General features: G+C 44.2%; 17 protein-coding genes. 5 read left to right on the top strand and 12 right to left on the bottom strand.

Features of this window, described 5'->3' with window-relative positions; genetic code table 11:
* Positions 1–85 precede the first annotated feature (85 nt).
* From IX91_RS08100 to IX91_RS08125, 6 genes are all read right to left on the bottom strand, one after another.
* Positions 86–2,176, bottom strand: a complete 2,091-nt coding sequence (locus IX91_RS08100; protein WP_004745219.1) for a TonB-dependent siderophore receptor — start codon at positions 2,174–2,176, stop codon at positions 86–88.
* 194 nt (positions 2,177–2,370) lie between these two features.
* The gene (locus tag IX91_RS08105; RefSeq protein ID WP_038197637.1) at positions 2,371–3,747 is read right to left on the bottom strand and encodes a histidine kinase sensor domain-containing protein; all 1,377 of its coding nucleotides are present in this window, start codon (positions 3,745–3,747) and stop codon (positions 2,371–2,373) included.
* 3 nt (positions 3,748–3,750) lie between these two features.
* Positions 3,751–4,413 (bottom strand): response regulator transcription factor, encoded by a 663-nt coding sequence (locus tag IX91_RS08110; protein WP_004749497.1) that lies wholly within the window; start codon positions 4,411–4,413, stop codon positions 3,751–3,753.
* A 142-nt stretch (positions 4,414–4,555) separates the two neighbouring features.
* Positions 4,556–5,332 carry an MBL fold metallo-hydrolase gene (locus tag IX91_RS08115; RefSeq protein WP_004742828.1) on the bottom strand — a complete coding sequence of 259 codons (777 nt, stop codon included), beginning with the start codon at positions 5,330–5,332 and terminating at the stop codon, positions 4,556–4,558.
* A 191-nt stretch (positions 5,333–5,523) separates the two neighbouring features.
* Positions 5,524–6,486 carry a lactate/malate family dehydrogenase gene (locus tag IX91_RS08120; protein WP_004742827.1) on the bottom strand — a complete coding sequence of 321 codons (963 nt, stop codon included), beginning with the start codon at positions 6,484–6,486 and terminating at the stop codon, positions 5,524–5,526.
* Positions 6,487–6,876: 390 nt separating this feature from the next.
* On the bottom strand, positions 6,877–7,749 hold the full coding sequence (locus tag IX91_RS08125; RefSeq protein ID WP_004742826.1) for a DMT family transporter: 873 nt from the start codon (positions 7,747–7,749) through the stop codon (positions 6,877–6,879).
* A gap of 150 nt (positions 7,750–7,899) precedes the next feature.
* Here IX91_RS08125 and IX91_RS08130 point away from each other — a divergent pair, with 150 nt between their 5' ends.
* From IX91_RS08130 to IX91_RS08145, 4 genes are all read left to right on the top strand, one after another.
* On the top strand, positions 7,900–8,601 hold the full coding sequence (locus tag IX91_RS08130; RefSeq protein ID WP_004742825.1) for a glycerophosphodiester phosphodiesterase family protein: 702 nt from the start codon (positions 7,900–7,902) through the stop codon (positions 8,599–8,601).
* A 268-nt stretch (positions 8,602–8,869) separates the two neighbouring features.
* Positions 8,870–9,265 (top strand): hypothetical protein, encoded by a 396-nt coding sequence (locus IX91_RS08135; RefSeq protein ID WP_004742824.1) that lies wholly within the window; start codon positions 8,870–8,872, stop codon positions 9,263–9,265.
* 213 nt (positions 9,266–9,478) lie between these two features.
* Positions 9,479–10,582 (top strand): phosphoribosylaminoimidazolesuccinocarboxamide synthase, encoded by a 1,104-nt coding sequence (locus IX91_RS08140; protein ID WP_004742823.1) that lies wholly within the window; start codon positions 9,479–9,481, stop codon positions 10,580–10,582.
* 396 nt (positions 10,583–10,978) lie between these two features.
* On the top strand, positions 10,979–11,806 hold the full coding sequence (locus IX91_RS08145; RefSeq protein WP_415668816.1) for an MBL fold metallo-hydrolase: 828 nt from the start codon (positions 10,979–10,981) through the stop codon (positions 11,804–11,806).
* 265 nt (positions 11,807–12,071) lie between these two features.
* Here the strand turns inward: IX91_RS08145 and IX91_RS08150 are convergent, their stop codons facing one another.
* The gene (locus IX91_RS08150; protein ID WP_004742821.1) at positions 12,072–12,587 is read right to left on the bottom strand and encodes an EF-hand domain-containing protein; all 516 of its coding nucleotides are present in this window, start codon (positions 12,585–12,587) and stop codon (positions 12,072–12,074) included.
* 131 nt (positions 12,588–12,718) lie between these two features.
* On the opposite strand from IX91_RS08150, the gene IX91_RS08155 reads away from it, so the two are divergent.
* A complete protein-coding gene (locus IX91_RS08155) occupies positions 12,719–13,633 on the top strand; it encodes a LysR family transcriptional regulator (RefSeq protein WP_071881272.1) in 915 nt (304 codons plus the stop codon).
* Here IX91_RS08155 and IX91_RS08160 read toward each other — a convergent pair.
* The 5 genes from IX91_RS08160 to gyrA form a co-directional block, all read right to left on the bottom strand.
* Positions 13,630–14,496, bottom strand: coding sequence for a YjjW family glycine radical enzyme activase (locus IX91_RS08160; RefSeq protein WP_004742819.1), 867 nt, complete (start codon positions 14,494–14,496; stop codon positions 13,630–13,632). The genes IX91_RS08155 and IX91_RS08160 overlap by 4 nt on opposite strands.
* 12 nt (positions 14,497–14,508) lie before the next feature.
* Entirely contained in the window at positions 14,509–16,050 is a 1,542-nt protein-coding gene (locus IX91_RS08165) for a YjjI family glycine radical enzyme (RefSeq protein WP_004750065.1), read from the bottom strand.
* A 143-nt stretch (positions 16,051–16,193) separates the two neighbouring features.
* Positions 16,194–18,077: a methyl-accepting chemotaxis protein gene (locus tag IX91_RS08170; RefSeq protein ID WP_004750064.1), complete on the bottom strand. Its 1,884-nt coding sequence runs from the start codon at positions 18,075–18,077 to the stop codon at positions 16,194–16,196.
* Positions 18,078–18,204: 127 nt separating this feature from the next.
* Positions 18,205–18,534 carry a hypothetical protein gene (locus tag IX91_RS08175; protein ID WP_236642785.1) on the bottom strand — a complete coding sequence of 110 codons (330 nt, stop codon included), beginning with the start codon at positions 18,532–18,534 and terminating at the stop codon, positions 18,205–18,207.
* Positions 18,535–18,699: 165 nt separating this feature from the next.
* Positions 18,700–21,327, bottom strand: coding sequence for a DNA topoisomerase (ATP-hydrolyzing) subunit A (gene gyrA, locus IX91_RS08180; RefSeq protein ID WP_004748705.1), 2,628 nt, complete (start codon positions 21,325–21,327; stop codon positions 18,700–18,702).
* Positions 21,328–21,500: the final 173 nt, after the last annotated feature.

The following is a 21,500-nucleotide window of genomic DNA, read 5'->3' on the forward strand; positions in this document are numbered from 1 at the left end:
AATTGTCCTTACACTTTATACAAAAATAGAGGAAAGGCTATGCCTCTCCCCTATTTATACTCAGGTCAGTTGATGACTTTTGTTTTTAGTATTTGATTTGTAAGGTCGCCATGTAATTACGGCCTTCGCCGATTACCACATCTTCCGCATAGCTGTGCTTCGAAGAAGTGGAACCGCCACCTGCTAGGTATTCAGTATCAAACACATTTGCAACCGTTAAGCGCGCAATCATATCTAGGTTTTCATCGTACTTGTGAGTGTATGCCACGCCCATGTCGACACGAGTGTACCCGTCTTTTTTAAAGGTGTTTGATGCATCACCGTAGCGAGAACCTTCATAGATAACACCGACATTTAGGTCTACTTCATTGGTTGCAGCGTAGTTAGACCATACGCTCGCAGCAAACTCCGGTACATCAACAGGACGGTTACCTGCGTAGTTTTCATGGTTTTCAATTTTTGCATCTAGGTACATCGTTGAGCCCGTAAGAGACAATTTGTCTGTCACAAACCCTTGGGCTGTTAGCTCCATGCCACGGTGCACTTGTTTACCGTTTTGCGTCTTGGTCCAGTTTCCAGATGAAGTATCTTCAACATCCATACTGATATTATCTTTGGTAATATCAAACACGGCACCCGATACGAACAAACGACTGTCTAATAGCTCCCATTTAGTACCCAATTCATAGGATTTACCCAAAGCAGCATCAAGCAATGCCCCATCATTGGTGTATGTTCTGCTCCCGCTTGAAACTGTACCCTGCGGCTCAAAGCTTTCTGAGTATGAAGCATAGATACTACCGTTATCGGCTGGATGGAAAATAACGCCAAGCTTAGGCGATACATTTTCCTCAGCTACACCATTAGCTACTTTACGGTCAAAACGCGCTCCAGCAAGAACTTGCCATTGCTCAGATAGCGTGACTAGATCTTGTACGTAGAAGCCCCACGTGTCGTAACTAGAGTGACTGACCTTATCCTTTCCACTGTATGTTGGGACTGGTACAGATTGGCCTGGAGCAACACTTTGGCTGTTGAAGCCTTTTTGATTGCGATCGTAGCTGTAACCTAGCCAGTTTGCCCCTAAAAGAAGTTGGTGCTTCATGCCTGCCAGTTCAAGATTACCTGCCAGATCAAGGTAACCCGTTCTAAAACGCCATTTATCATGACGGTTGCTACCACCATGTTTGACGGTACCATTAGAATCTAATGTAGAAAAGTCTGGGTAGCTTTCAATATCAGTACGTTCAAAGTCTTGGTAATTGAAGCCACTCTTTATCGCCCACGCATCAGTTAGATTGGCATTCACATTGAAACCGATATTCTCGACGTCATTTTCAATTTTCGACCACTGCGCATCCCAGATGTGCTCTTCGCTACCGACACGCTGACCATCTAGTGTGTAAAGTGCTCCAGAGTCGACGCTACCATCGTCATTTGTCTTATCATAGTGGAACGAAACTGTGACATCTTCATTGATATCATAATCGACAAATAGGCCAGCGACGAGGCGCACTGTTTGAGGTTTCGAGCCGTCCCCGTAGGTTCTCCACGAGCTATAACTCTCTTTGGAAACAACTGTGCGTGCTCTTAATGTTTGATCATCATTGAGCGAACCGCTTACATCGACCATCGTACGTGAACGGTCATTTGAGCCTACGTCTTGGCTAACATTTACTTTAGTGTCGTAAGTTGGTTTTTTTGAGACCATATTGATCAAGCCACCCGGTGCAGAAACACCATACAGTAGACCTGAAGGTCCTTTAACTACTTCTACGCGTTCTAGTAGTTCAACTGGTTGGCGATAATGCGACCAGTGTTGATGTCCGTCACGAAGAAATCCAGATGAGCTTTGTACTTCGAAACCTCGTAGTGAGAAACGCTCACGATTTCGGCCTGTCCCACCAGCACTTACACTTGCATCATTCTTTAGTACTTCACCAAGAGTGCTAGCACGCTGCTCATCGATGATTTGTTCATCGATAACCGCAATCTGTCCAGGAGTTTCCAATTGTGAAGCTTCCATACGCATCGCTGTTGAGTTCGTATCAGCTTTGTAGCCATAGTCACGGCCTTCAACAACCATGTGTTCGTCAGTTTCAACACTTTCAGCAACCACTGCTGGAGCAGCTAATACAGCACCGATTACAAGTGCTAACTGGCTCTTTGTGAACATATTTTTCTCCGAATATTTCGTGCAGAGCTCACTCGCTCTGTTGAGTTATTTATAACGAAGCGAAATATAAGTGATAACCAATATCATTTGCATTAAATTTACAATCTTTGCATTCGTAAACAAATGTTGTCGTTCTGAATCCATAAAAAAAGCGAACATCTAAGATGCTCGCTTTTAGCTCTGCTCATTTACCACTAGAGAGGTAACGTCAATTGAACCCTTAAGCCACTTTCTTTACGGTTAGAGGCTTTCACTTCTCCACCAAGCAGCTTCATCGCTTCCTTGACGATTGCGAGCCCCAGTCCATAGCCACCACTCTGCTTATCCCGTGCCGATTCCAGTCGGGTAAAAGGTCTGAAAATCTCTTCCAATTGAGCTTGTGCAATCCCAGGGCCATTATCCGCCACTTCGATGCAGACTGATTTATAGGGTTGCTCATCGAATTCATAGATAGAGACTTCGATATGCGCACTCTCTCCTGCATATTTCATCGAGTTAGAAAGCAAATTGGTTATGCAGCGCACCACTAAACGTTCATCTGTCATAACCACAGGTATCGTTGAACCTGTAGAGATGGAGAGTGACTGCCCTACCTTTAGTTGTAGTCGACTTTGTTCAACCTGCGTCGAGATAAGACTTTCTAAGCACACTGGGGTCGAGTCAGCCTCATAGCGGGAGTTCTCTAAGCGGCTATACTCTAGAATCTCACCTACCAGAGCGTCCATTTCATCAACTTCCTTTTCTAACCTTTCAACTAACGGAAGCTCATTTTCATTCGCTTTAGAACGCAGTAGGTGCAGCGCAAGATTTTGCCTCGCCAAAGGGGTTCTTAACTCATGGGAGACATCACGAATGAGGCGACGCTGCCTCTCAGCCAATGCGTGGATTTCCTTAGTCATGTCGTCAAAGTCATGAGCCAGATCGTTAAACTCACGCGTGTTCGAGTTTAGCTCCTCAACAACCTTTACTTTAAAATCACCTGAAGCCAGGCGTCGACTCGCTTCTCGAAGGCGATCTAGTGGCATCTGCAACTTTCGCGCAAAGATCAGAGAGAATAAAAACAATATAGCGATGACAATAATCACCTTGCTCACTGCAAAGTAAACAATGAATCTATGCGCGGGATGCAATTGACTTGGTAACTGAACAACCAGCGTATTGCCTTTGTCCAAGCGGACACCAATTAATGGCTTATTGACTCTGTCGTCAAGTAACTCATCAATCTCTCTGAGAAACCTCAATTTAAATTCAAAGTGAGGATGCATCTGACGATGAGACAGTGGCTTGTTTTCTGGGTTGAGTACAAACAGATAATACGGCTGTGCGTTCGCCCAATCCGCCAACTCATCCATATCGCCATCTTCTATAAGCACATTCGCTTGGTGCGCTAGACTCTGGATGTCTTGCTTTACTTCCAGCGGTACTTTAAGCATGGTTTTGACTAAAGCTTGCTCCGCTACGGCCTGCACAACCAATATCGAAATGATCACACCAGACATATAGCTGAACAGCTGGAACGCGAGCGAATCTTTACGTTTTGAGAGACTTTTCACTCTCCATGACCAAGCCATAAGCTACCTAACACTATCGACAAAACTGTAGCCTTTGCCCCTAATGGTTTTGATATGTTGTTTCGACAAACCCGCCTCGACAAACTTGCGCCTTAAATTGCTAATGTGCATATCAAGGTTGCGATCAAACGGGCTTAGCTCTTTTTTGAGCACTTCAATTTGCAACTCGGCTTTTGAGACCACAATACTTTCGCGGCTGATCAGATAATTGAGTAAATCTGCCTCAGTGCTAGTCAGTGGTAAGTTAGATACTTGAGTCGCCGCTCCCGTTAGGTCAAAGCATTGACTTTGCCGCTGCTTTTCTAAACCCACGCGACGAAAGATCGCCTTAATGCGAGTCAATAATTCAGGGACTTTGAAGGGTTTACCTATGTATTGATCCGCACCCGACTGATACCCATCTAACATAGACTCTTCATCATTCAGTGCGGTAAGCATTAGAATTGGCGTTGCAAAGCGTTGGCAAATTTTGCGTGCCACCTGCATACCATTAAGTTTGGGCAACATGACATCAAGCAATACCAAGTCGACCGGTTTTTTCTCGATGTGTTTAAGTGCCGTTTCCCCGCAGTGAACACACTCTACGCTATACCCTTCCGTGATAAGCACATCAGCAAGCAATCCACACAACTCGATATCATCATCGACTACTAAAATTCGCGACATGAGAACAACAGTACAATTGAAAAGGGTTCGCATTCTAATCTGAACCCTAAAACAACACAATGTCCTGCTGCGAGATAATGTTCTAAAACGTCTTTATACCAACTAGCATAAGTAGATGTTCAGATGTTGGTTCTGGAAGGTATTACTTACGTTTTGAAACGCCCAATCGCCAGACTGCTCCAGTAAGACTTTTAAGTTTGACCTTAGTCGCACGCCAATGAGTCGAAGGCGTACGAGGCGCAGTTTCGACCAAATGCCGGTACACCTGTTCATTTAACTCAACTTGTCCACCGTGTGCCACCAGCAAGACTTTTGGGTTTAGATTGTAAACGCGCTTTAGCGACGCTTTGTATTTGTTTGGATGGAAAATCGGAAAGGGTGAAATCAATCTTTGCTTCACTTCAACCATAAGATCGGCGACGTAAAGAATGTCGCGCTCAACATTATGCAGTGAGAGATCTCTATCCGTATGCCCTGGAGTCTCTAGTACTTTCCAATCTTCAAAGTTGGGAATCGCTTCCCCGTCGGAAAGCTCTACGTCTGCATTGAGCTTTCTTGAGTACCATAGGTTACGTTTTGGCTTACGCTTTCTATTGGCTACCCATCGAGCCAGCGCAATATCCGTCAAATGCATTAGGAAACCATCAATACCGGAATACCAATCTTTGTCCCTTTTTGCCGAGACGATATTACAACCTGTTATTTCACGTAACTTATGTGCCGCACCTGCGTGGTCGGGATGCATGTGGGTCACCACAACCGTTGTCAGGTCAGTGAAAGGTCTTTGAAGTTCATGCGTAATGAATTTTTTGATGTAGGAGATATCCGCTCTAGACGCTCCGTCGAGCAGCATTAACTTATCTGTATATTCAGCAAGGTAGATCTTTTGAATATACCCGTCTAGAGCATGAATTTTCATGACGCAAACCAATTTAACAAATCATTTACATTTCAATGTAACAAGCTTGGCGACAAATGACAGAGTAAACACTCTAAACTGTGAGCTTTGAAGACTTGTACTGAACTAAACTGCAGAAGATCTACTTCAATAGAGTTAAAAACGGGTGGCTTTAACACCACCCGCAAGGTTAGGTTTATAGCATCGGCAGCCTAATTTTTGTGCATGGCAAGACCCGTCTTATCTGCTACTTGCTTCACGACCTTATTCACTTCAATCGCGATATTTGATAGCTCTTCCATCTCTTGTTGGGTAAATGGATGGATAAGAATCGTCTCCGCGCCGTTTTTTCCTACCACGGTAGGAACGCTTAGCACAACATCATTCAATCCATACTCTCCATCAAGCAAAGTAGCAACAGGTAGCACCGAACGCTCATCAATCATAATCGATTGGATGATACGGAATACACTGGCGGCAATACCGTGAGTGGTGTTTTGCTTACGTTTAAATATCTCGTAGCCCGCTTGTTTTACCGACTCAAGTAACTCATCGGCACAAATTCGCTCAATATGGTGAGTATCACAATAGAAATCGGCCGGCTGCCCAGCAATGGAGATGAGGCTCTTAGGAGTAAAACAATGACTCCCATGCTCCCCTAAAACATAACCAAACACGTTCTTAGGATCCAGATTGACACGGCTGGCGACAATACTCATAAGGCGCGCAGTATCAATCACACAGCCACTACTGATGACTTTTGAGCGCGGAAAACTGGTATTGGTGGCAATAAAGTGGGCGACTAAGTCACAAGGGTTACTGACAACAATCAATGTGGCGTTAGGGGCGACTCGTTCAACTTGTTTTGCAATATCAACACCGATGCGGCTATTGATTTCAGCCAAATCGATACGAGTTTGGCCTTGCTTGATTTGAGCCCCCGCAGTAATAACCACGATGTCGGCGCCAATGAGCGTTAAGTAATCATCAGTGGGTACTAGATGGGTATTTTTTGAAAACGTTAGTGCTGAGGTGTGCCTAAAGTCAAACACCTCTCCTTCTGCTCGTTGCAAGTCTTTATCAAGCAGCACCAATTCACTAATGCTACCCAGTGTCAGGAGGTAATTACACACCCCAACCCCGACTGAACCTGCTCCAATTACACCGATTTTCATTTAACTTTCCCTGTATTCGTTACCTCTTAACTGTGGATTGTACTAACAATTACATCAATTATTCCAATTTAATTTTATGCCAAAAATAAATGACAGAATTTACGACTACGGATGAGCTAATGATTAGGGTCTGTTGACCTTTTGCGGTTAAATTTTGTTCGAGATAAAAGCGTTTTAATCGCGGCGAGAGGTTTGTGGCCTAGTCATTCTAAGCAAAACACCTCTCAACAAAGAGTAAAACGCTTTTAGCCGAACCCTTCGGGCAGCGTTTGTGGCTCCTTTCTACTGCGTTATCTGCTTATCAAGTAGGTTAACTACATCTCAAAGCCTCTGCCTTGTATAAAGAACCCACAAACTGCTGCAAAAATCAGCTCAAAAGGTCAACAGACCCTAGTTTCTTCCTTTAAACAGTCGACCATCAGTTCGGTAGAAGATCAGAGCAAGTAGAATTAAGCTGCATCCAATTAACTTGTTGCGTGATAGCTGTTCTCCATACCAGAGAATGCTCAGGATAACCGTCCAGATTGGTTCCAAAAGCATGATGAGCGCAGCGTTGGCAGGGTTACATCCCTTTTGCCCTAATGTTTGCATCACGTATCTAAGACTGGTGGCAAGCAATGCGCTAAGAGCAAACCAACCCCAAATAGACGCTTCAACACTTTCGGGTATTGTTTCAAATAGTGACGAGGCAACCAGTGCCAGAACTCCGGTTACAAACAGTTGAATGCAAGTTAGCATCAAAACAGGAATTTTCTGCGCAAGCTTGCTGTTCACATTGAAGTGAAGCGCAAGAAGACAGGCATTGGCAAGAAACCACAACTGCCCTGCTGAGCTCTTCCACCCATCCGTTAATGACAGCATTGCTAAGCCAGCGATTGCAATCGGCATCGAAACCCAAAAAGCTCTTTTCGGTCTTTCTTTATAAAGTACCCAGGCAATGATTGGCACAATGATCATCGATAGGCTAACAATAAACGCCCCTTCACCGAGCGTCTCGCTGATTGAAATTGCATAAACCCAAGTCAGTAGCGCTAACGCTAGAATGCTACCTCCCCCTATGGCTTGAAGTAACAATTGGCTTGTTAAATCCCTAAAGCGCTTATAGCACAGTGGCAACAAGCAAATAGAAGCCACTACAAAGCGCAACCCAACAAAACCAAACGGGGGAAGACCTTGTATTGCTTCTTTGGAGAAGATCCAACCTAAACCAGCCAGTGCAGTGGTGAAGAACAGAATCCAGGCAGCTTTACTTTCAGCGTTCAATTTACATCTCTCTAAGGTCGAACGACCTATCTATTTTATTATTAATATCCGACCGATAGTGTCAGATTTAGGCGGCAATGGCTATGAATTATCTATCCAAAATTACAGCGAAGGAGTAATCTGTTCTCTTTCCATCATTGAGAAGAAAATATGATTATTGTTGGACATCGCGGAGTCGCTGGTCGCTACCCTGAAAATACCAAAGTCAGTATAGAAGCAGCCATTAACCTCGGGCTCGATTGGGTTGAGGTAGACGTACAACCCACAAAGGACGACCAACTTGTTATCTGTCACGATCATACAATTAATCGATGCAGTGATGGTTCCGGTCGTATCGATAAACTGACTCTGAAGCAACTGAAAGAATATGATTTTGGTGCTTGGTTTAATACAGAGTTTGCTAATCAGAGCCTTCTCACACTAGAGGAACTTCTCACCTTAGCTAAAACACACAACTTAAAACTCAACCTTGAGATAAAAGTAGACCGCCATGATGTTCAAAAGGTGTGTGAGTTACTCAAAGAGCAATTAGCCAAGAATAATGTTGACCCTAGCGATGTTGTGCTTTCAAGTTTCAGTCATGCAGTTATACGTCAACTTAGCCAATCGCTCCCTCAATATCGACTTGGTGTCTTGTGTAACCGTCTCGACAAGAAAACCAAAACTCTCCTTAAAGAAGTCGATGCGTTTAGTTGCAACATCAATTATCGATGGGCTAACAAGCAGCAGATTGAACAACTCAAGCGTGACGGATATCAGGTATGGAGCTACACCGTCAACAACCCGAACTCACTGAAACACCTCCCTAACCTAGACGCGATTTTTAGCGACTTCCCCGAGCGATTCTTATAGCGCTACTGACGATCTGACATACAGTGCTATCCAGTACTACTGTATAACACTGTATAAGCCATAGTGACCTGCATCACTATTTATGAATTATTTGTCAAATCTCTCCCACACCCAAGAATCTCATATTTATTTTATATATCAACACCTTAAATAACACTCCAAACTCACACCGTCCTAATTCTGTTTAAATACCGCACAAAAATGCTTGCCAACACAGCCAATAAAAACTACTGTATAACCATACAGCATGTACAAAGGAACAGTAATCATGATTCAGGCACATACTCAAACTCACACGTTCTCTAAATACAATGTTTTGGCTCAACCTACAGCGCCAATGAACATCGATAACGATACGTTAAGTCGCCTAGCTGGTCTTTCTGGCCAGAAACAATGGATCTTATTTACTGCTGAATGTCCTCGCCCTGACTATGAGCAGTTCGCTGCCTTCAGTGTGAGCTGTAAGAAAATTATCCAGATGAAAGCTTCTCAAAAACAGTCTGAGTTTGAAATTGTTAAGAAAGCGATTGAATCAGGTAATGCGAGTGCTGTCGTGGCATCAAACAATATTCCTATGGTTGAGCAAAGCTTACTCCGCAACCATGCTATCCAATTCCAGTGTGAAGTCTTTTTCGTTGAGGGCAGAGTTAACCAGTATCACTAACAAGCTCAACAAATTCACTGTCTTTTTGCCCTACCTTGTGTGGGGCTTTTTCTTTTTTGCACCCTATTGAGCTGTTTTTCGCCATATAGAGAAAAAACAAAGCAAACGTTTGCTTTTTCTCTGGCAGCACAAAATAGTTCTGGTATTATGCGAAGCAAATAAATTATCTGCGTGGATAATTTCACCACCTTGCTAAAGTATAGGAATGTCAAAATGAGTCTCGCTGATCAAGTTCTAGCTGTTAACGATGATCTTCCAATTCGTACCGATAAACCCGTCCACAGCGGAAAAGTTCGCTCTGTTTACTGGCTAACTGAAGAAGACAGCAAGCGTCTTATCCAAGAAAAAGGTTATGACGTTGCCCCTGATGCGCCACTTGCTATCATGGTAATCAGTGACCGTATCTCAGCGTTTGACTGTATCTGGCATGCTGAAGGCGGCTTAAAAGGGGTTCCTGGAAAAGGCGCGGCGCTCAATGCGATTTCCAACCACTGGTTTAAGCTGTTCAAAGACAACGGTTTAGCAGACAGTCACATCCTTGATATTCCCCACCCTTTCGTTTGGATCGTTCAAAAAGCGAAACCAATTATGATCGAAGCGATCTGCCGCCAGTACATTACTGGCTCAATGTGGCGCTCTTATGAGAAAGGCGAACGTGAGTTCTGCGGTATTGAGTTACCAGAAGGACTAGAAAAAGACAAAGCGCTACCAGAGCTGCTGATGACACCTTCAACCAAAGGCATTTTAAAAGGCATTCCAGACGTGCCAGAAGCGGATGACGTCAACATTACTCGCCAAAACATCGTTGATAACTTCGCAGCATTCAACTTCTCTAAAGCAGATGATATCGCTCAATATGAAAAACTGCTACGCGAAGGTTTTGTTGTCATTAGCAACGCCCTTGCAGAAATCGAGCAAATTTTTGTTGATACCAAATTTGAGTTTGGCTACGTTCACGATGCAGCAGGTAACGAGAAACTTATCTATATGGATGAAGTGGGCACACCAGATTCATCACGCATTTGGGACGAGCGCGAATACGATGCGGGTAATATCGTAGAGAACTCAAAAGAAGGCTTCCGTCAATTCTTGCTTAACCACTTCCCAGACCCAGATATTCTGCTTAACAAAGAGCGTATGGATGAGCGTGAAGCACTAGCGCGTGACAATGAATTACCTCTAAAAGCCTTAATGGATATTTCTAAGACTTACCTCGGCATAGCGGAGAAAATCACAGGCGCTGAAATTCACCTAAGCGAAAATCCGAAGCAAGAGATCATCGATATCCTTAGCCGTGATTACGGCCTGATTGATTAACCTCCCCAACCCGAATGCAAATGCCCTCGCTTTTGAGGGCATTTTTGTTTTGAGATGTTGTCGTTAATGGGATTTTCGGTTTAAAGCGAACTAGAAATCATAGAAAAGGTTGGATTGTTTATGCCTCAAAGTTTGTTTGGATAGCCCCAAAATTTCATAAGATTAATTTAGTCAACAGAGTCAATTCAACAACTCTCATTTCTAAAAAGAGTTGTATCCCCATCCGAATGCTGTAGTTCTATCGCTAGGCCATAACGTAAATAGGGTATCTTTCGCCTTGATTATGCAAAAAATTGCGATCAAAATCGTAGCTCCCTTTTGGACTGGCTGAGCGCGCAAAAAGTGTATTGGTAAGTCAGAGCTCAAACTAAGCAGTAAATGTTTGCAGGTGATTTCGTGAAAAAAATTTTATTAGGTGTCCTTTTCAGTGCATCGGTCTTTGCTTCCTCAAGCAAAAACGTTCCAACGATGAATGATAAGAACGGTTATGTAGAACCGTTTCAGATGTTTGATAATGTTTATTATGTTGGGGACAAATGGGTTTCATCATATGCAATTGATACAGATGACGGATTAGTGATAATTGATACACTTGATTTCCCTTATTCTAAGTGGATTCCTATCAATCTTGAGAAGCTAGGGTTAGAAGATGAGCCAATAACGCACATATTGGTAACGCATGGGCATTCTGACCATGTTGGGGGCGCTCAGTTACTTCAGAAGATGTACGGATCAAAAGTTGTGATGACAAAAAGTGCTCATGAGCTATCCATACAGCAATCAAACAAAAGCAAAGGTGAGAATAAGTTCCTTCCACCAACCCTAGACATAGAGATAAAAAGTGATACCTCTATGGTTATTGGTCGTCATGGGTTTAAGTTCTATCTCACACCGGGTCATACCGAAGGTGATTTTTCCCTAGAATTTACAGTCAAAGATAAAGGCGCTGAACATCGTGCTTTTATCGTTGGTGGTCATAGCGTAAGTGGCAACGACCCTAAAATGATTAAACAGTTCTTGAGTAGTATGGAGAAAATTAGAAAGATTTCACTCCAGCCGCCTTTAGTAAGCGTTAACCTTTCAAACCATCCACATAAAAATTATCTATTTGAGAATAGAGAGAAGCTAGGTGCAAATGGGAACCCATTTATTAGTGAGGCAAACTTCTTCATGTTCCTTAAGCAACAAGAAAACTTAGCTAAGAATAAAATAAAAGGGTTATAACAATTCTTCAGATAATGTGTAGCCTTCGCTCCTTAATTCCGAGATGACGCGACTTTTCCACACTGTCATTCCTGAAACAATGTACCCACGTAAGTGAGTGTTTTCACCTTAGGTGGGCATTGTTGTCAGGATTCTACTTAAGGGGTGTGCTGGCTTATATTAGTAGATGTGTTTCCGCGCTGAGAAAAAACGAAAGTCCCCTGACTATCAGAGGGCTCACTATGTTTCACGTGCGCGAAAGACCTCACACTTCGTTTAGCTAATACTATTTATCTTTACCGCCTTTGTTTCCACCGCCATTACCGCCTCCACGGTTACCGCCGCCACCTTTATTACTATTGCCGCTGTTTCCTCGGCTTTCGCTGCGGTTACTGTTTCCCTGACTTCGAGAACTCGATGAGCTATTTGTCACGTTGTTCGATTGTCGATTCGTTTTAAGCTCCCCTGTCCCATTACCCGGATTCGAATACTTAGCATGAGCATTAAGCTCCTCTTGAGTGACAAAACCATCGCGATCTTTATCGAAGGAAGCAAACGCACTGAGTCCATCTCCTTCTTGCTCAGACTCATCGCCTTCTTGCTCGTCAACGTCATCATCACCCTGACGGAACTGATTAAACTCTTCTTGCGATACCAATCCGTCACCATCGATGTCAATGTCTTCAACACTTGGCGGCGTTTTGGTTCTGTTGCTGCCTGTCTCTTCACCCTCTTCTTCTTCCGCGTAAGCATTAGAAAATGCCAGTGCTAACAAGACAGCAGTCAATAGCAATTTCTTCATGATTAACTCCTGATACATCTCTCAATTAAAGTCTAGCGGATATCACGGTGGTCGCTTATGTGAGTGACAGGCTATGAATTTTTGCGGCGAAGCGGTATAAGTAGCATTCCCAATTTAAGTCCCTTTGAATTATGGATTACCTAGCCCTTTCTCGAATCAGCCTTAAACACCTTACCGTGTTACATGTCCTTCTTAGTACTCATAGCGTGACCAATGCCGCCAAGGTTCTATGCGTTACCCCGTCGAGTGTGAGCAAGACTCTCAACCAGCTGCGTGATCAACTTAAAGATGAGCTGTTTTACCGTGAGGGAGGCCAGTTAATTCCAACGCCGTTTGCGCTTAGCATTGGTTCTGAAGTTCATAAAATATTGTCGAGCATGAATGGTATTTTGCACCAAGGTGCTTTCAAGCCAGCGGAATTTGAGGGGATGATTTCTCTCTCTATGCGCGAAAGTACCTTTGAACTGTTCGCGTCAAAAATCGCGCTCATCCTAAACCAGCTCACCAATGCGAGAGCTATCAATGTTTATGCGAAAGAGCAGTTAAGTTTTGATGCCTTGGTACGCGGGCAAGTCGATTTTATGATCTTACCGCATGATATTAGCCAACCGCCGACTCGAAGCCGAGAGCTAATGTGGAAGCAGATTCATTCAGATGAGATGGTGTGCTTGATGTCAGATCAACACCCACTCGCAAAGTGTGAGTTGGACATACACGGATACCTCTCGTATCAGCATATCGGTATTTTGGACAAAGATCTCGCTGAGCCCTACTTCGAGCAAAACCTGACCCAAAAATACGGTACCCGTAAGGTGGCTATGTCAGTCGCGGATTTCGGCGCTGCCGCGATCATGTGCCACCATTCACAACACTTACTGACCTGCTCTAAAATGTGGGCTGAAAGTGCAGCGCAAGCAAAAGGCTTAGTTTCTAAACCTCTTCCTTTTGAGTATGGTGAGGTCGCCTATAGCTTAGTGTGGAACCAAGCAAGCTTAAACAACCCTGCACTACACTGGCTCCATCAGCAATTAACGACCGCAGACTAAGTATAAATAGCGGGGGTAAGTATCGGCTGGACAATTTTATCTGCAATGAGTGAGCGAAACCGATTCATCTCATATTCGCTACATTTTTCCCACTCCAGTGCTTGCCCACTCACCCCGTGGTGCTGAAACGCATTGAGTCGAACGACTACATCATCTGGCAGCGAACGAATTAGCTTAACAATCTCATCGATTTCAATGTCCAGATCACTTTTACCCGGAATGTGTAGCAGCCTAAGCTCATGCAATTTTTTTGATCTTGCTAGGTAGCGAATCGAATCAATCACCCTATGGTTGTCTCTTCTGGTTAGCCACTGATGCGTTTCACTCTGCCACGATTTTAAATCGAGCATAACACCGTCAAGAACAGGTGTGACTTTTTCCCAAGCATGAATAGGTAAATAGCCGTTACTATCAATGAAACAGGTTAGATGTCCTAGCTCTCGATCTGCTTTAATGGCACTAAATAGCGCTATGATAAACGGAAGCTGAAGAGTGGCTTCTCCACCTGAAACCGTGACGCCTGATATAAAGAAGTGTTGGCTACGGATGATCTCCACGATTTGAGTGACATTGTAACGCTTAATCTTGGGACTCGATTTGTGACTACAGATATCGATACATTTATCGCAGTGAGTGCAAAGCCCTTCATCCCACACCACTTTGTTATCAATCATCGCTAACGCTTGTGTAGGGCATGAATCAACACAATCGCCACAGTGATTACAATGATTGATCGTGTGTGGGTTATGACAATTTAAGCAATCGAAGTTACACCCTTGTAGAAAAATGACCAGGCGATTGCCCGGCCCATCAACACAAGAGAAATTAAGAATGCGGCTAACTAACGCTGACTTCTCACTCACTGCTGTGCCCTACTACTTGTATACTGGCTCTGTTTCCATGCTGACCACGCGAGGTGAACGATCTAGTATGCCAGTGTTCTTCGCCGCCTCAGATCCCAAGAAAGTGGTGTTTTTGCGCGAGCCTTCCTCTGCAAACTTGTTGATATCAGAAAGCTTAATCATGTAACCCGTGACACGGACTAAATCATTAGACGCAACGTTCGCGGTAAACTCTCTAAAGCCTTGCTTCAATGCCCCCTTGCACAAGTTGAACATCGCCTCAGGGTTGGATTTCACCGTTTCATCTATAGTCAAAATATCACTAATGCCAGAGGTGTAATATTTGTGCTGCTCAGCAGTTGCTTGAACATAAGACACAGGATCAGGTTCTGTGCCATAAGGGATACGAACACCTGGCGTCACATCTTCGTCCAAGCTGATCCCGCCTTGAGCATGAAGTAGCGCCTTGCCCTCTAAGCCATATTTCACTGGGCTACTATCGACAAGGTGAGCCAGTTTTTCTGATATTGCCAGTGCGACTCGATTTGCCTGCTGACTGTGGCCGTATTGCTCATCAATACCTTCTTTATCAAGCAAGATATTGACCGCTTCAGCCATGCCATAAATGCCATACATAGGCGCAAATCGATTCTCTTCAACCAAACCCTCAGTGGTTAAGAAACCTTTGAAAAAGTTTGATTTCTCATGCAGGTGACTGCTGCGCGCATCCATAAGCTGAATCATTAATTCACTATAGGATGGCAAGACATAATCTAGAAAATCTGTTCTGTCTTTGGAACGTAATGCGACTTCTTTTAGGTTCATTCGCACTAAGGTATTCGACCCACCGGCAAGAGGCAGAGAGTTGTAACAACTAACAATGCCGAACTTATTCTCACCATAAGCGGCCGCATGCATCGGATAATTAGCAATATGAGGTTTGCTACATTCACAGATATTGGTCGTCGCTTGTTTGAGTAGATCGTCTGGAGTGACGTTCGCATCATACATAAAGGTTAAGTTTGGAGCGATCTGCTTTAACTCTGCGTCAACTCGTAAAATTGTTCGGCAAATAACATTGTCGGTAGGCCCGATATTCACATGCATAAAGGCATCTGGCAGCGTTCTGTCGAGCATGATCCAGAAACGTTTCAGCTTGGTGTAAATTTCCGCTTCACTTAAGGTTCCTACATAGGGCAGCAAAACATCATCAAGCTGACCAAGATAGACAGGAATATTCGTTACAGAAGGAACATGGTGATAGATGATCGTCAGTAGATTCAGCGCATCATCAAAATCAGTCGCGGGTTCTAGCTCTAGGTAATCTGAGCCTTGCTTAAGGAACTTTGCATAGTCAGGTAAAACATAGCGAGGTTTGAAAGGGGCATGGCCTTCAAACATGTCACAAATTACGCCCTCTTCCATCGCTTTTGAAACACCTTCAGAAACCTTCATATAGGGAAGACTGGCTTCTGCTTCTAGGGCTAAGAATTGGTTTTTCTGCTTTGGAGAGAGCTTAGCATCGGTAACGATATTGTTTACACGTTGCTGAAATGCGTTGTTAACATCAGACATAGTTATTTTCCTTATTATTTATAAGGATTCTAACCAATATCCTCCATGTCCACTATTGAGATTACGTTGATGACTGATGTCCATTTTGGAAATCTATAATCAAGAAAAAGCCCCGAACTTTCGGGGCTTTAAGATTCATTGGATTACAGTTTAAATCGTTGAATCTCTTGCTCTAGTTCGTGAGATAGCTCAGACAACTGTGCGGCTTGCGCTGCTGCGTCGTGCGCTTCATCGGCAAGTTCATTCGAAACATCACGAATACCAACGGTGTTACGCGTAATTTCAGAAGTGACTGACGCTTGCTCTTCAGCAGCAGAGGCAATTTGAGTCGCCATATCGCTAATACGCTCTACCGCTGTTTGGATTTGAGTCAGACTAACCGCCGCTGAATCAGCGTCCGCCACACTGGTATCGGCTAACTGACGGCTATCACCCATGATGCCCACAGCTTTACCCGTTGTGCCTTGCAGCGTTTCAATCATCTGCTGGATTTCTTGGGTTGAAGCGTGTGTACGTTGACTTAGAACACGGACTTCATCAGCTACCACAGCGAAGCCACGACCTTGCTCACCTGCACGCGCAGCTTCAATAGCGGCGTTAAGCGCAAGTAAGTTAGTTTGCTCTGCAATATCCTGAATCGTAGAAAGAATAGTGCTGATGCTCTTACCATGAACTTCAAGCTCTTGGATAACTTCTGTCGCTACCTGAACTTCCGTTGCTAGGTTTTGAATCGAGCCTTGAGTCTGTACTACTTGCTCACCGCCGTGAACACAGGCAGTTACCGCTTCCGAAGAGTTCTGCGCTGTATTGTCAGCATTACCCGCGATTTCTTGCGTTGCAGCCGCCATTTCATTGATCGCTGTTGCGACCATGTTGATCTCATCTTGCTGCAAACGAATACGAGCGCTACGCTCTTCCGCTTGTTGCGCTGTTTGCTTAGATTGCTCTGACAGCGATGCAGACACAAGGCTTAGCTTAGAAACCATAGTGTGCATATTACCAACGAAGGTATTGAAGTTAGTTGCAAGCTGTCCCACTTCGTCATCGCTACGTGGTTCAAGACGCTGGGTAAGATCACCTTCACCCGATGCAATTTCCTCAAGTGCATTAGAAACACGAACTAAGTCTTGGAACAAGAAGCTCACTAACCAAGAAACTACCGCAATAACGATTAAAGTAATCACGATTGCAGTAATAATTAGGCTTTGTAGCAGTTCTGTGTGTGCCGCTTCTTCTGTTGCGCGATCCATCTCAATAGCAAAAATCCACTGAGTGTCTGGAACCTTAGTAAAGAAATACAGTTTCTCTTGACCATTACGTTCAATCAGCTTGATTGAACCCGCGTTAGCTGCGTCTTCGATAGCACGTAGAGTGAACTCTTTTGAAAGTGTGGTGACAGGTTTAAGAGAAAGAGATTTATCTGGGTGCGCTAAGAAAGTGCCATTCTGAGTATCAATCAACATCGCGTAGGCATTTTTACCCGCATCTAAGTTGATCACATCGTTGATTAGTTGATCAATCAATACATCAGCGCCAACCACACCTACGAACTGACCGTTACGGCGAATTGGTTCAGCAATCGTCACCAGCAAGGCATTAGTAATCGCATCTTTGTATGCCGTAGTGATAATCTGACGGCCTGCATTATTAGCATCGATATACCAAGGGCGAACACGTGGGTCGTAATCCGCTCGGTTACGCTCTGGGTGCGAACGGTACATACCACCTTCTGGCGTACCTAAAAAGATGTCATCAAAGCCACCAGCTTTTCTCGCTTGTTGTAGGTATGGAACAACGTCGACTTCATTGCTGTAGTCATTAAACGCAGAAGCAATATCTTTACGAATATTGATCCAGTCTTTGATACCAGAAGAAGCCGTCGTCGCTAGACTTTCTGCACGCGCATAAACGCCATTTTGCGTTTGTTGCTTCAGTTGATCGGCAGATAGCCAAGTTAACGCACTTGCCATTAGCACCACTGCTAATAGGCTTGCACCTATAAGTTTTTGTTTTAGTGATAAGTTCATAAATTTAATATTGGTTGTGGAACAGACAGAGGTTGCGAATTTTATAGCCAAATTCATCTATATGCACGCAATATTATCGAGTTATTAACTTACACTAACTATTTGTAATATAGTTATTTTTCTGGCGTCAGAGAGTCGTCACATCGGTAGCTTTGTTACCCCCCTTCTGAGATTCTTCGAGAGCCTGCGGATTATCTCGATAATACTTATCGAGCAACTCTTTTCCGTATATCACTTCAGTTTGCATATGCAGCGCAAACACAATTGCAGCTAAGAGTGCGCATATAATGTTGAACCGTCTAGTGACTTTCTTTCGTCGAACTGGAGAGTAAATAGCAATGTTCACAGCTACCAGTGCGAATGGATATATCACGATGATTGCGATTAAAACGGCGAGATAGTTGGAAATCGCCATAGGTGTGTCGTAACCCATAAACACCTCCGAGATAGGTTTCACTACAATCTAACCTTGAAACATGTCTTAAGTCTCAGACCTACGTAGGCTCCTAAAGTATTAATGCTCAGTAATTGAAGTCACTCGAAGAAATGAAAGTATGGAATGATTAGAGCGAAAAAAAATGCCAGACACTAGGTCTGGCATTTTGATGTTCAATTAACTGAATTACTCTTCAGTATCATCGCTTTCGCTTGGTGCTTCTGATGATTCCGCGGCTTGAGCTACTTCGCCCTCAGCTGCCTCTTCACCTTCAGCAAGTTCCGCTTCTTCTACCTCATCGATACGTTGTAGACCCACAACGTTTTCGTCTTCAGCAGTACGGATTAGCGTGACACCTTGAGTATTTCGGCCAACTTGGCTAACTTCAGCAACGCGTGTGCGAACTAGAGTACCAGCGTCGGTGATCATCATCATCTCGTCGCCTTCTTCTACTTGTACCGCACCAACTACAGGGCCATTTCGCTCAGACACTTTGATAGACACAACGCCTTGAGTCGCTCGGCCTTTAGTTGGGTATTCTGCAAGCTCAGTACGCTTACCGTAACCATTTTGCGTCACTGTTAGGATGTCACCTTCATTTGAAGGAACAATCAGTGAAACAACTTGATCATCTTCGGCTAGCTTCATACCGCGTACACCTGCCGCTGTACGACCCATTGCACGCACTTTATCTTCTGCAAAGCGAACCACTTTACCCGCTTTAGAGAACAGCATGATGTCGCTGTCACCATTAGTGATGTCGACACCAATTAGCGAGTCATCGTCACGTAGGTTCACAGCAATCAGACCGTTAGCACGTACGTTAGCAAATTGGTTCAGTGGCGTTTTCTTAACGGTACCATCGCCTGTCGCCATGAAGATGAATTTATCTTCAGAAAACTCGTCAACAGGTAGAATCGCTGTGATACGCTCACCTTCTTCTAGTGGAAGAATGTTAACGATTGGCTTACCACGAGCGGTACGGCTTGCTTGCGGTAGTTGGTAAACTTTCAGACGGTAAGTCTTACCACGAGTAGAGAAACATAAGATGTTGTCGTGGGTATTCGCCACTAGAAGACGTTCGATGTAGTCTTCATCTTTCATCTTAGTTGCGCTCTTACCTTTACCACCACGACGCTGAGCTTCGTAGTCGCTTAGGATTTGGTACTTAACGTAACCTTCGTGAGATAGCGTAACAACAACATCTTCACGGGCAATCAGCTCTTCCATGTCGATGTCGTGGCTTGCCGCTGTAATCTCTGTACGACGTGCGTCACCGAAGCCATCACGTACCGCTTCTAGTTCTTCACGAATCACTTCCATCAAACGCTCAGTGCTTGCAAGAATGTGCATTAGCTCAGCGATCTCATCTAGAAGTGCTTTGTACTCGTCTAGAATCTTCTCATGCTCTAGACCCGTTAGGCGGTGTAGACGAAGCTCTAGAATAGCTTGCGCTTGAGTTTCAGTCAGGAAGTACTGACCGTCATGGATACCATACTGATCTTCTAGCCATTCAGGACGAGCAGCATCAGTACCCGCACGCTCAAGCATTGAAGCAACGTTACCAAGATCCCAACCACGTGAAACCAAGCCCACTTTCGCTTCTGCTGGTGTTGGCGCGTTTTTGATCAGTTCAATAACTTCATCAATGTTTGCTAGTGCAAGAGAAAGTGCTTCAAGAATATGTGCACGCTCACGCGCTTTACGTAGTTCGAAAATAGTACGGCGAGTTACCACTTCACGGCGGTGATCAACAAAGCACTTCAACATATCTTTCAAGTTGAATAGCTGTGGCTGACCGTTGTTCAGTGCCACCATGTTGATGCCGAATGTGGTTTGAAGCTGAGTTTGTGCGTAAAGGTTGTTTAGAACCACTTCGCCAACTGCATCACGCTTACATTCGATAACAATACGCATACCGTCTTTATCTGACTCATCGCGTAGTGCACTGATACCTTCAACTTTCTTATCTTTAACTAGCTCAGCGATCTTTTCGATCAAGCGTGCTTTGTTAACCTGATAAGGAATTTCGGTAACAATAATGGTTTCTTTACCATTCTTGTCTGTTTCTATATCCGCTTTCGAGCGCATGTAAATCTTACCGCGGCCCGTCTTATAAGCATCGACGATACCTTTACGGCCGCTGATTAGCGCTGCTGTTGGGAAGTCTGGACCAGGAATGTAGTCCATTAGCTCATCAATAGTGATCGCTTCATTATTGATGTACGCAAGACAGCCATCAATTACCTCTGTCAGGTTGTGCGGAGGAATGTTGGTTGCCATACCTACTGCGATACCAGAAGCACCGTTTACCAATAGGTTAGGAATTTTTGTAGGTAGAACAGCAGGGATCTGCTCAGTGCCGTCGTAGTTAGGCACGTAGTCTACTGTTTCTTTATCTAGGTCAGCCAAAAGTTCGTGGGCAATTTTTGCCATGCGAACTTCGGTGTAACGCATTGCTGCCGCTGAGTCACCATCGATCGAACCGAAGTTACCTTGACCGTCGACCAGCATGTAACGAAGTGAGAACGGCTGAGCCATACGTACGATTGTATCGTACACAGCGCTATCACCGTGTGGGTGATATTTACCGATTACGTCGCCAACAACACGGGCAGATTTTTTATATGGTTTATTCCAATCATTACCTAGTACATTCATCGCGAACAAAACGCGGCGGTGTACAGGCTTTAGGCCATCACGCACATCTGGAAGAGCACGACCAACGATTACTGACATCGCGTAGTCTAGGTATGAACCTCGAAGCTCATCTTCAATGTTTACGGGCGTGATCTCTTTCGCTAGATCGCTCATAGAGCCATTATCCCTCTATTTATAGATCGTATGTACAATACGCTTAAGGTGCAAAAATATAACATACATTTCAGTGGTTCGGCATTACTTTCCCTCTCCTTTTATCAGGTTGTGAGCTTGGTTGTGAATCAAACGCCGAGAATTTGCACACTCATCTGATATCTTGCTGATAA

Origin of the sequence: Vibrio tubiashii ATCC 19109, from assembly GCF_000772105.1 — a bacterium.
Taxonomy (GTDB): Bacteria; Pseudomonadota; Gammaproteobacteria; order Enterobacterales; family Vibrionaceae; genus Vibrio; species Vibrio tubiashii.